Genomic DNA, 11465 nt, shown 5'->3' on the forward strand with positions numbered 1-11465 from the left:
CTTATTTTTTTATGGAGGAACACATTATGAAACCAACCATTGGACTGACGACATGTCTTCGTCCGACTGACGACGTGCATCATCGTGTGAAGCAGTTGTTAGCGGATGAGACGATACATTTTATCTACGTCGTGCGTCAGAAAAAAAGCATAGAACACTTGCAACAGGAGACAGGATTACCGGTGCTTGTCGTCGATAAACAGCGACTTGATTTATATCCACTAGGCGAGACGACATCGTTCTTTTTCCATCCTTCGAGTGCGGTGTTTCGTATCAAACAAATTGATGCAGGAGGAGGCGATCCTCTCGTTACAATCGGACGCTTATCGGAAGGGATGCGTGTGCTTGACTGCACACTTGGTCTTGGAGCAGATGCCATCGTCATGAGTCATGCCATCGGAGAGCGAGGGCGGATCACCGGCTTAGAAAGCCGGGTTGAGACAGCATTTGTCATCAAGAACGGATTAAAACGATGGGAAGAATCCTACGAACCGATCAATCAAGCGATGCGACGAATTGAAGTGAAAGTCAAACACCATCTCACCTATTTGAAAGAATGTCCGGATAATTCCTTTGATGTCATCTATTTTGATCCCATGTTCGAACAGACCGTCGAAGAATCGACGCATCTCGACGCTCTACGAACGCTTGCGAATTATGAAGCCTTATCCGAGGAAGCGATGGTAGAGGCGAAGCGTGTGGCACGTCAGCGCATCGTTTTAAAAGCACATTATGAGAGTCCCTTGTTTGAACGGTTTGGGTTCGAACGAACAAAGCGGAAAACGTCGAAGTTGCATTATGGCGTGATTGAACTGTAAGTCAAAAAAGACCTCTGCCGATGTTTCGGCAGAGGTCTTTTTTGTTATTCGCTGATTATTGAACAGCGTCTTTTAATTCGTCTTCCATCTCTTCAAACGTTTCCTGAACGGCATTGACCGGTTGTTTCGTCATCAAGCTGACAACGACCGTAAAGATCAAGCTTGTGAAGAATCCAGGTACCATTTCATAAAGCGTCGTACTAAGTCCGAGTTGAACCCAGATGATGACAGTCAAGGCACCTGAGATAATACCAGCCAGTGCACCTTGCTTCGTCATCCGTTTCCAGTAGAGAGAAAGCAAGATGATCGGACCAAAGGCAGAACCGAATCCAGCCCATGCATAACCGACAAGTGCAAGAATCGTCGCTGACGGATTCCACGCGAGAATACTTGCGATGACGGCAACGACAAGAACAGCAATTCGACCTGTCAGGACGAGTTCTTTATCTGATGCGTCTTTTTTCAAGAACGTCTTATAAAAATCTTCTGTCAACGCACTCGAAGTAACGAGTAATTGTGATGAAATCGTCGACATGATTGCTGCAAGAATCGCAGCCATTAAGAATCCTGTGATATACGGGTGGAATAGTACATCCGAGAAACGGATGAAGACTGTTTCCGGGTCACCGAGTCCATTGCCTTGTCCTTCAAAATAAGCAATTCCGACAAGACCTGTCATCATCGCACCGATGATTGAGACGAACATCCAGCCGATCCCGATGCGACGAGCACTTTTTAAATCTTTAACAGAACGAATCGCCATAAAGCGGACGATGATATGGGGTTGACCGAAGTAACCAAGTCCCCAGGCAAGGAATCCAATGATTCCAAGAATCGTCGTTCCTTTAAGTGGATCAAACAGTGTAGGATCTAAGTTTTCAGCGTAATTGTACGCACCGTCGATTCCACCAACGTCTGTCAATGCGACGATCGGTACGAGAACGAGTGCGACGAACATGATACAGCCCTGGACGAAATCGGTCCAACTAACTGCGAGAAAACCGCCGAAAAGTGTGTAGGCGATTACGACCGCAATCGTCAAGAGCATACCATAGTGGTAATCAAATCCAAATGAGCTGACGAACAATTTTCCGCCAGATACGATTCCAGCTGATGTGTAGAACGTGAAGAAAATGATGATAACGAGTGCTGATACGGTACGAAGCACGCGTGATTTGTCTTCAAAACGATTCTCTAAGAAGTCAGGGATCGTAATTGAGTCATTTGCCATTTCCGTATAGAGACGGAAACGTGGTGCGAGTACGATATAGTTTACGTAACATCCAATCAATAAACCGAGTGCGAGCCAAAGGGCTGATACACCTGTTGCATACATGGCGCCGGGAAGTCCCATGAGCATCCATCCACTCATATCCGATGCACCAGCAGAGAGTGCTGTGACACCTGGACCGAGATCGCGTCCGCCTAACATGTAATCTTCTGTATTCGTCGTTCGTTTGTAGGCAAAATAACCGATTGCCAACATGAGAACAAGATACAGGATGATCGAAATCCATTCTTGCGTCATAAAGTAAAATCCTCCAAATGCAATAGTTTTTTCAGCGATCAAGCATGTATTGCCTTGTTCGCCAAATGATATGTTCCCCACCTTACAGGGGATAAAACGACTTTGCAAGTCACTTCATTTTCATGAAAAGTGCCGCCATGCCTAGTGCCTTAAGGGATTGGGACGGTTTTAGTCCCTGTTAAAGTTCATCAATTAGAAATATTCTGAATAATTAAATAAAACATAAATGATCCCAATAAATTAGGATCATTTATGTTTTATTAATTGGTCCAAAACCGTTGGTATGCGGTGCTTAAACGGTCTAATGCCTGATTTAATTGTGCACGAGGACAGCCGATATTTAAACGTTCAAATGTTTCTCCGCCAGATCCAAACGAAGAACCGTGCGTTAAAGCGATTTTTGCCTCCTTGACGAGCCAATCGGATCGTGTTTTACTATCTAGTTCGAGTGCTTTAAAGTCGATCCACAACAGGAAAGTTGCTTCTGGAATGACAACGTCTAATTTTGGCATTTCTTGGCGAATCCGACGGATGGCATGGTCACGATTTCCTTCTAAATACATAAGTAATTGTGACAGCCATTGCTCACTCGCAACATCTCCATACGCTGCTGTAATCGCAGTCGAAGCTAATGCATTCGGGTGAACGAAATGACGTTGCTGGATACGCTCGATCTGTTGACGAATCGAGATGTCAGGTACGATCAAATAAGACGCATATAGCCCCGGAATATTGAACGTTTTGGATGGTGCACTCACTAAAATGAGTTTTTCATAATCCAAATCGAGAATAGGGGTGTGAGCGGAACCTGTATAGACGAGGTCCGCATGAATCTCATCGGATACAAGATAAACATCATGTTGCTTCGCGAGTTCGACGATTTGTTGTAATTCTTCTCTCGGATAAACTTTACCGCTTGGATTATGCGGGCTACAAAGAATCATCATACGTGCTGTTCGCATTTGCCGTTCGAGAAGTGGAAAGTCTGTCTGATATGTCTCACCGTCTAAAAGAAGCGGATTTTCAATGAGTTGTCGTTGATTAGACTGAATGATTTGATGAAATGGAGGATAGACCGGTGTCTGGATGATGATTTCATCACTCGGTTCCGTCAATGCGAGGACCGTATGTGCAAGTCCTGGAACGACACCACTTGAGTAGAGAATGGAATCAGTAGTGATTGTGACGTCATATCGCTTTTGAAACCATTGTTGAATTGCTCGTTTGGCTTCGTCTTCAAACATCGAGTAACCGAAATGACCTGTAGCAGCACGTCTAGTCAATCGTTCTGTCAAATGGTGTGGTGGACGGACGTCCATGTCGGCGACCCACATCGGAATCAGCTCGTCTGATCCATATAGCGAAGGGAGCCCGTCCCACTTGACGGATCCTGTATTTCGTTTCTCGATCGTTTCATCAAAATTGATTTGTTCCATCAGACTTCACTCCTGTTCTTCAATAGTTGAATGACTCCATTTCACCATAGCGGATAGAGAGAGTGTGGGGCAAGTTGAAAAAAATAAAGGTTTAACATTTATACGATCAGGTAATTATTAAACTCGAACCTACCATAACGAAACGGAGTGATGATCATGTTGCATTCTAAAGTAGTCGTCGGGCGATCGCCTGAGGAATTAGAGGAGAGACTAAATGAATTTTTTGAAAATAATGGGGTCGGATCAAACGCCATCATTACATTAAAATTTTCAACATTCGTTGCGTCTAAAGCGGATGAACATTATTCAGTTTTAGTCGTCTATGATAACTCGTTAACGAAAACTACATTGTAAATTAGTGACAAGAAGTTGAGCTGAAAAGCATCGACTTCTTGTTTTGTCTTTTTTTATAAGTTATACTAGAATCAGGTTTTACAAGCTTCCGTAGGTTAATGGCAGACCTCAGCAATGGTAATGCTGCAGTGCGAGTTCGATTCTCGCCGGAAGCATAGACACGTCTTCCGTCTCAAGTGATATATACTTGAAACGGAAGACTTTTTTCATGAGTTCGATATTTTTGATTTGAGGAGTGACCTCTATGCATCCAGTCATTCATTCTGTTGGTGATAAAATCAAGCAAGAACGAAAAAAACAAGGAATGACACAAAAAGCACTTTGTGAAGGAATTTGTAGTCAGGCTGAAATCAGTAAAATTGAAAATGGTCGAAATTCCCCAACGATTGATTTGTTACAGCAGATTTGTCGAAGACTACGCATTCCGATTTCATTGTTTTTTGAAGATGAAATCGTCTCACAAAAGTTAAATGAAATTGATCAAAGAATGTTGCGTCATATGAGAGAGAAAACTTACTCAACTATGGAGAAGGATTTAGAAGAATATGCAAAATCAAATACTGAATTTGAAATTCAAGTGTTAATTCGATATCATCAAAAGCTGTTATTACATGAAAAAGGAAACATCGATTTTAGAACATGTATTTCTGCGTTATTAAAATTAGTCATTGAAGAAAGTTTAGTTGAAAAGTCATTTCTTCTCTATACCAGAATTCAGATGGCAATTGCTGTTTTATATACGAATCATGATGATTACACGCATTCTCATCAAATTTATGAAGCGCTATTAAAACTACCTTACCGTACACGCGAGTATAAAAAAATTAAAATGAAAATCATATATAATTACTTACGTAACACATATCGGTTAAAGCGATTCGAGGAAGGGTTAAAAGAAGTTGAACACGCGATAAAAGAAACCAAAGAGCTAGAAGATTTAACATACATTGGTCACTTTTATTATCAAAAAGGCTTCTTTTTAGAAGCGTTAAACGCTTCCGAGAAAAGTATTAAAGAAGCGTATACAATTGCTTACTCATTTTTCACTGCGACGAATAATCACGCATACCGAAAAATTCTTGAAACACATTTATCAGATCTATTGCTATTTCCTGTAGATGAAAGTGAGTGAGGAAAGATAAAGATGGATGATTTAACTTCGTCAATCGGTGCAAAAATCAAACAATTGCGTATCGAAAAGCAATTGACTCAACAAGCACTATGTGAGGGTATTTGTAGTCAAGCTGAGATTAGTAAAATCGAGAACGGCTTAAATTCACCAACCGTAGAATTATTGCAAAAAATTGCTGCTCGTTTAAATAGTCCGATTGCACTTTTATTCGAGAATCCTCAAGCTAATGAAGAAATAGATTTTTTTGATAAATTTATTTCAGATCAACTTCGAGAAGAGAATTTTGATCAAGTCATACAATTCATTTCAAAGTATGATCATAAAGAGAATATGAATTTAATCATATTAAGTGCTTACTTTAAAATCATCGTGGAGATGAAACAAAATAGATTTGATTTTAGAACAGCCACTTCCTTATTAAGTAACCTTTTAAACGAGTATGATGTTTGGAACGAATCCATTTCGTTATTCATTCGGATTAAAACGGCAATTGCAAATATATATGCTGAACATGAGTTATATCATTTAACTACGGGTACTTATTCCGATATTGAAACGCTATTAGAGCAACTCAAAAGTTCCCAATATATCACTTCTTTGATAAAAATCTATTTTAATCATGCTCAAATTCTTTTATATCAAGATTTATTTGAAGAAGCGAACGTGTTTATTCAAAAAGGAATTAATTTATGCTTAGATTCTCAACAGACTTTTCTATTAGGGCATTTTTATTTTCAATTAGGAAATTATCAAGAAGCTGTCGGTAACGCTTTATTTCAAAAGACATATACGATAGCTTATACATTGTTACACGCATTTGAATTTCAAACGACGAAACAATTAGTCGTTGACCTAAAGAAAGAACATTTATTGTTTACTTTTGAGTATACCTTTAAACACGAAGCATGATTCAAAACACAGTGAGACGTTTTAAGATATTTGGAGGATTTGATAGAATGGTTAAAGCTAATCCAATTGGAGAAAACTTAAAACGATTTCGTGTTCAAAAGGGGTATTCTCAAAAAGAACTATGTGCTGATTTATGTAGTCAGGCTGAAATCAGTAAAATTGAAAACGGCTTAAATTCTCCGACAGTTGATTTATTACAACAACTTGCTGTAAGGTTGCAAGTTCCCATCTCTTTATTATTTCAAGAACATACCGATGAGGAAAAGTTCTTTCAACTAGATCGATTCTTATCCGATTTGCTTCGAGAAGAGAAATATAAAGAGGCGTTAGAGCGAATTCACCAGCAAGAAAAGGATAGCATCGTCGAAGTCGACATTTTAAAAAGCTACATCAAGACGATCATTGAACTAAAGCAAAATCGAATCGATTTTCGGACAGCTGCAAGCCTACTCAGCAACTTATTGATTGAAAAAGAAGTCTGGTCTCAGTCCATTCAATTGTTCATTCGAATCAAGATGGCGATTGCGAATATGTATTCAGAGCAGGACCTATTTCATTTAACGGAATCCGTGTATCAGGAATTAGAAAATGAAATTGAAGTTCTTCAGTCCACTACCCATCTAAATGCGCTGTTGAAAATTTACTTCAACCATTGTCAGATTCTTGAGTACCAAGGAAAGTCTGAGGAAAGCATTGTCATCGCCAAAAAAGGATATGAGTTATGCTTGAAACATAATCATACATTTTTATTCGGGCATTTCTATTATCAACTCGCTCAATATAATGAACATCTAGGTGAGAAAGATACAACACTCCAAAAACAGTACTCAGTCGCCTATGCACTGTTTCATGCGTTTGAACACGACGTTCGGAAAAAGATGATTCTTCGTATGAAAGAACAGTATATATTGTTTGTACTTTAATTATAAAAATGCTTATCGGTGCTAAAAAATACCTTGTCGGTCTAAAAATCACCGGACAAGGTATTTAAGAGAGTCTTCAAATAGAAGATGGTCATTTCTTAGGTCACTTTTAGTTTCAGCGAAGATTCTTCCCCACTTAAAACTTACGACCGAATTGTCGGCACTCTTGCAGTGCTTGTTCGATTAATTCAGAGGCACGTTCCGGGTATTGCTGATGTCCTTCGAGAATGACAGTCGATACATCATCAATTCCGAAAAATGCTAATAGATCGAGCATGTAGCGAACAGCGTGTTCACTCGGTGCTTTCTCTTTCGTCGAGTAATCACCACCGCGTGAATGAATCAACAGGACTTGTTTGTCTTCAACAAGTCCGATTGAACCTTCTGCCGTATATCGAAATGTTTGACCAGCTTGAGCAAGGTAATCCATATAATTGTGCAGCGGTGCCGGAACCGTCAAGTTCCACATCGGAAATGAGAAGACGACCTTATCGGCATCTAAGAAACCGTTTAAATACTCCTGAAGTCGCTGTGCATGTGTCGCATCCTCTCCAGTTAATTCCTCGCCTTTAAAGAGACGACCTGCTGCGCTCGCAAGTTTCAAGTCAAAGAAGGGAAGACGTTCTTCGAATAAATTCAAAACCGTAACTGTATCATCCGGATGTGATTTGCGATACGCGTTCAAAAAGGCATCGTTCAATTCAGAGCTAATGCCTTTTTTTTGATGTGTGCTATCGTTCGCTTCAATGAATAGTAAATGTGACATAAACATTACTCCTTTCTATACTTATCTATTCCCATTCTGCTCAAAATCATGACTTCTCCACATTTTATTATTTTTAGAAAATTCAGGTTTTATTTTGGTTCTGATAAGGAAAATAAACGACAGGAACTAGAAAGAGGGGATGGCGGTGAATACACAGCGACGTTCTTCCGATAGTCTGCAATATCATCGAGAAATTCGGGCAAATTATCAGTTGTTCGGGATGATCATTTTTGTGTTGACGAGTTGTGGTGCCGTTTTATACATTGTGGCGAATATATTTAGTCGCTCCGGTTTAGATGGAGCCGATTGGGTGCGAGCAATCGTCATTGCAAGTGCTGGAATCGTGCAATATTTCATTGGTAAAAGTACATTGTCGGATCGATTGAAGCCACATATGATGTCGAGTATTTTCTTATTAATTCCTTATATTTATTATCCATTCATTGATCGAGGCGTTCAGTCCGTTTGGGCATGCGCGCTACTTTTCATTTTAGCGTCTCTTGTTGTTATTAACCGAACGATGTTGTTATACGCAACGAGCATCACGACGATCTCCCTGCTCTATATCTGGTATCAAACCCCTTCATTAGAAAACGTTACGATGTTTGCATCTGATCATATCGCACGAATTGGACTTATCTTAATTGCGACGATCATCAGTTTATTGATCCACAATCAATACGTCACCCGTCTTGAACGTAATATTGACTACTTAGCACGTTTACAAGAACAAGCATTTACGGATCCTGTGACAGGTTTGTCGAACCGTTCTTCTTTTGTCATAGAAGTGGACAAGAAAAAACGAGAAGGCGACATGATTTGTCTTGTTGATCTGGATGATTTTAAAACCGTCAATGATGCTTTTGGTTACCGGACAGGTGACCGCACTTTGCACATCATTGGTCGTCGATTAATGAATCGCTTTCCGGATTTTACGATTGCGAAAGCGAGTGGAAGTGCTTTTTTACTGCATGCTCCAAACCATTACGATGCACGAACTCTTTGTGACGATATTTTATCGAGTGTATCAGAGCGCGTTCAAATTGACTTTAAACAGATTAACGTCACTGCAAGTATCGGTGTTTCCTATGTAAATGACGAAACGACGGACCATGTCATTAATGATGCGGAGATTGCCTTGTTCACAGCTAAATCCAATCGGAAAAATACGTATGCCATTACAGATTTAGCGACACAAAATGAACGAAAACGGGCGCTTCAATTAACACGCGACTTGTACGATGCAGAGCTGGATCGGGACTTTTTTATTTTATTTCAACCTCAGGTCAATGCGCGGACACGTCAAATTACAGGAGTCGAAGCATTAATTCGTTGGAATCATCCGGAATATGGTCTCGTTCCGCCAAATGAGTTCATTCCGCTTGCGGAGCGGACACGTTTCATTGAGACATTAGGCGTTTGGGTCATGCGTCAAGCTTGTTTCCAAGGAAAAGCATGGTTGGAAGAGGGGAAGGAGCCGTTAACGATTTCCGTGAATGTCTCACCGTGGGAATTACGTCAATCTGATTTTATGGATCGCGTATTGGCGATCTTAAAACAGTCTGGCTTTCCTCCATCATTACTCGAAATCGAGATGACAGAACATATCTTCATTGAAGGAACAGAGCAAATCATCGAGACATTAAATGCCCTCCATTTATACGGGATCCGGATTGCGCTCGATGACTTCGGAACAGGCTTTTCATCAATGCAATCATTAGTGGAGTTACCGTTCGATCAATTGAAGATTCCAAAAGAAATCGTTCAAGAAGCCATTCATTCAGAGAAAAAACGAGCGATGATCGAGACGATCATTCAGTTAGGGAAGCGATTAGATATGACAATCGTAGCTGAAGGGATTGAGTTGGAAGAAGAGGCGGCATTGCTCGAGCGACTGGGATGTCATACGTTGCAAGGATATCTCTTCCATCGCCCGTTACAACCAAGACAATTAGAACACTTTTTGACGATGTATCGAGAAGGTTGACGATATGATATATCAAAAAAAGAAAGTAAACAGGCGATGGACATAGTCCATCGCCGTTTGTATAACTGTATATCAATGAATCACAGATACCGCGCAAAACGACGTTCGAGAACCTCTTGAATGACTGCGATACAAGAACAGATTCCCCAGTAAATGAACGCAACGACAAAATAAACGGTCATATAATCGAATTCGCGCCCACCGACAATTTTTGCTTTTTGAAAAATCTCGGGAACTGTAATCATGGCAGCAAGCGATGAAGCTTTAACCAGATCAAGCAAAACGTTTGAGAGTGGTGGGATGGCAATCCGGATTGCTTGTGGCAAAATGATACCAACAAACGTACGATACTTGGATAAACCGAGTGACGCTGCCGCCTCTTCTTGACCACGATCAATCGACAACAAGGAGGAACGAATGATCTCCGCCATGTACGCGGCACTGTTCAAACTAAAACCGGTGATGGCTGCTGTTAACGCGTCAAGTTGAATATTGATGACCGGCAGACCAAAATACAACATGAACAGCAACACGAGAATCGGCACACCTCGCATGAACGAGATGTAGGCGCTCGCTCCAATACGCAATACTCGAAAACGAGACAGACGGCAAAGGGCAAGGATTAACCCGATTCCGAGACCAATGGCCATGCTGAGCAAGGAAATCCATAGCGTCTGTCCCAGTCCACTCAAAATATAAGGAAACGATTCGACCGCCAATTCCGGATTGAAGACGGACCGCCAATCAATCGAAGACATCGTTAATTCACATCGACGATCGTCGTTTTGACGTCAGGCATTTGGGAAACATCTTTTCCGGCATAGAATTGCTTCGAAATTTCCTTTAACGTGCCATCTTCCTTCATTTTATCGAGTTGTTCGTTAATGTTGGATTGAAGTTCCTTGTTATCTAAATCCATGATTAAACCAACTTGACTTGGATTATAAGCGATATCAGGATGAATCGTAATATCGAAGTCCTTGAAGAAATCGACAGCGAGTGTTTGCAAGTAGTAATCATTCAAGATGACGTCTGTTCGACCATTTGAGACATCTCGTAGATACTGATCGTTCGTCGCGTTATCGTACGTGACTTCTTTTGCACCGTATTTTTTAGCAATCTGCATATATGTCGTTGTAGCTTCTCCGGCAGCTTTTTTCCCTTTCAAGTCTTCAAGAGACTTGATGCCTGACAAATCACTTTTACGGACGATTGCCGTACCATACGTATATTTATATGGTTTTGAGAACGCGAATTTTTCTTTACGATCATCGGTGATCGTAATGTCGTTAGCGGCAAGGTCAACTTGACCCGTATTAACGCTTGTCAACATACCGTCAAATGACATCTCTTTGAATTTCACTTTCAAATCAAGACGTTTTGCTACTTCTTTGACGACTTCGACATCAAATCCAGTCAACTTATTGTTTTTCTCTTCATGATAAGATGTCGGATAAAGTGTACCGGCCGTCGCGACGACGATCGTTCCTTCTTTTTGAATCTTGTCATATGCGGTTGCCTTCTCCTCTTGCTGACCACATGCGCTTAATAAGATCGAGCTTCCTGCGATCAAGAGACCCGTAAATTGCATTGTTTTTTTCATTGTATTATT

At 40.7% G+C, this 11465-nt stretch carries 10 protein-coding genes and 1 tRNA gene; 6 read left to right on the top strand and 5 right to left on the bottom strand.

Features of this window, described 5'->3' with window-relative positions; genetic code table 11:
* Positions 1–26 precede the first annotated feature (26 nt).
* The gene (locus ITJ88_RS05280) at positions 27–818 is read left to right on the top strand and encodes a class I SAM-dependent methyltransferase (protein ID WP_230088533.1); all 792 of its coding nucleotides are present in this window, start codon (positions 27–29) and stop codon (positions 816–818) included.
* 55 nt (positions 819–873) lie between these two features.
* On the opposite strand, the gene putP is transcribed toward ITJ88_RS05280, so the two are convergent.
* Both putP and ITJ88_RS05290 read right to left on the bottom strand, forming a co-directional pair.
* Positions 874–2346 (bottom strand): sodium/proline symporter PutP, encoded by a 1473-nt coding sequence (gene putP, locus ITJ88_RS05285; protein WP_064299697.1) that lies wholly within the window; start codon positions 2344–2346, stop codon positions 874–876.
* 260 nt (positions 2347–2606) lie between these two features.
* Complete coding sequence (locus ITJ88_RS05290; protein WP_195864842.1) at positions 2607–3782, bottom strand: MalY/PatB family protein; 1176 nt, start codon at positions 3780–3782, stop codon at positions 2607–2609.
* 438 nt (positions 3783–4220) lie between these two features.
* On the opposite strand from ITJ88_RS05290, the gene ITJ88_RS05295 reads away from it, so the two are divergent.
* The 4 genes from ITJ88_RS05295 (at position 4221) to ITJ88_RS05310 (ending at position 7100) form a co-directional block, all read left to right on the top strand.
* Positions 4221–4291 (top strand) — tRNA-Thr (locus tag ITJ88_RS05295).
* 89 nt (positions 4292–4380) lie between these two features.
* Positions 4381–5268 carry a helix-turn-helix domain-containing protein gene (locus tag ITJ88_RS05300; protein ID WP_195864843.1) on the top strand — a complete coding sequence of 296 codons (888 nt, stop codon included), beginning with the start codon at positions 4381–4383 and terminating at the stop codon, positions 5266–5268.
* A 12-nt stretch (positions 5269–5280) separates the two neighbouring features.
* Positions 5281–6177: a helix-turn-helix domain-containing protein gene (locus tag ITJ88_RS05305; RefSeq protein ID WP_195864844.1), complete on the top strand. Its 897-nt coding sequence runs from the start codon at positions 5281–5283 to the stop codon at positions 6175–6177.
* A 47-nt stretch (positions 6178–6224) separates the two neighbouring features.
* Entirely contained in the window at positions 6225–7100 is an 876-nt protein-coding gene (locus ITJ88_RS05310; protein WP_195864845.1) for a helix-turn-helix domain-containing protein, read from the top strand.
* Positions 7101–7236: 136 nt separating this feature from the next.
* On the opposite strand, the gene ITJ88_RS05315 is transcribed toward ITJ88_RS05310, so the two are convergent.
* The gene (locus ITJ88_RS05315) at positions 7237–7866 is read right to left on the bottom strand and encodes an FMN-dependent NADH-azoreductase (protein WP_195864846.1); all 630 of its coding nucleotides are present in this window, start codon (positions 7864–7866) and stop codon (positions 7237–7239) included.
* Positions 7867–8011: 145 nt separating this feature from the next.
* Here ITJ88_RS05315 and ITJ88_RS05320 point away from each other — a divergent pair, with 145 nt between their 5' ends.
* Positions 8012–9853, top strand: coding sequence for a putative bifunctional diguanylate cyclase/phosphodiesterase (locus ITJ88_RS05320; protein WP_370567762.1), 1842 nt, complete (start codon positions 8012–8014; stop codon positions 9851–9853).
* A gap of 80 nt (positions 9854–9933) precedes the next feature.
* Here the strand turns inward: ITJ88_RS05320 and ITJ88_RS05325 are convergent, their stop codons facing one another.
* A complete protein-coding gene (locus ITJ88_RS05325) occupies positions 9934–10611 on the bottom strand; it encodes an amino acid ABC transporter permease (RefSeq protein ID WP_195864848.1) in 678 nt (225 codons plus the stop codon).
* A gap of 2 nt (positions 10612–10613) precedes the next feature.
* The gene (locus ITJ88_RS05330) at positions 10614–11456 is read right to left on the bottom strand and encodes a transporter substrate-binding domain-containing protein (protein WP_058705360.1); all 843 of its coding nucleotides are present in this window, start codon (positions 11454–11456) and stop codon (positions 10614–10616) included.
* Positions 11457–11465: the final 9 nt, after the last annotated feature.

Source organism: Exiguobacterium abrahamii, from assembly GCF_015645365.1.
Taxonomy (GTDB): Bacteria; Bacillota; Bacilli; order Exiguobacteriales; family Exiguobacteriaceae; genus Exiguobacterium_A; species Exiguobacterium_A abrahamii.

Bases quoted from the DNA above. Each gene is read 5' to 3' on its own strand.
- ITJ88_RS05330 (WP_058705360.1), bottom strand. From the start codon at position 11,456: ATGAAAAAAACAATGCAATTTACGGGTCTCTTGATCGCAGGAAGCTCG.
- ITJ88_RS05290 (WP_195864842.1), bottom strand. From the start codon at position 3,782: ATGGAACAAATCAATTTTGATGAAACGATCGAGAAACGAAATACAGGA.
- ITJ88_RS05325 (WP_195864848.1), bottom strand. From the start codon at position 10,611: ATGTCTTCGATTGATTGGCGGTCCGTCTTCAATCCGGAATTGGCGGTC.
- putP (WP_064299697.1), bottom strand. From the start codon at position 2,346: ATGACGCAAGAATGGATTTCGATCATCCTGTATCTTGTTCTCATGTTG.
- ITJ88_RS05315 (WP_195864846.1), bottom strand. From the start codon at position 7,866: ATGTCACATTTACTATTCATTGAAGCGAACGATAGCACACATCAAAAA.
- ITJ88_RS05280 (WP_230088533.1), top strand. From the start codon at position 27: ATGAAACCAACCATTGGACTGACGACATGTCTTCGTCCGACTGACGAC.
- ITJ88_RS05305 (WP_195864844.1), top strand. From the start codon at position 5,281: ATGGATGATTTAACTTCGTCAATCGGTGCAAAAATCAAACAATTGCGT.
- ITJ88_RS05310 (WP_195864845.1), top strand. From the start codon at position 6,225: ATGGTTAAAGCTAATCCAATTGGAGAAAACTTAAAACGATTTCGTGTT.
- ITJ88_RS05300 (WP_195864843.1), top strand. From the start codon at position 4,381: ATGCATCCAGTCATTCATTCTGTTGGTGATAAAATCAAGCAAGAACGA.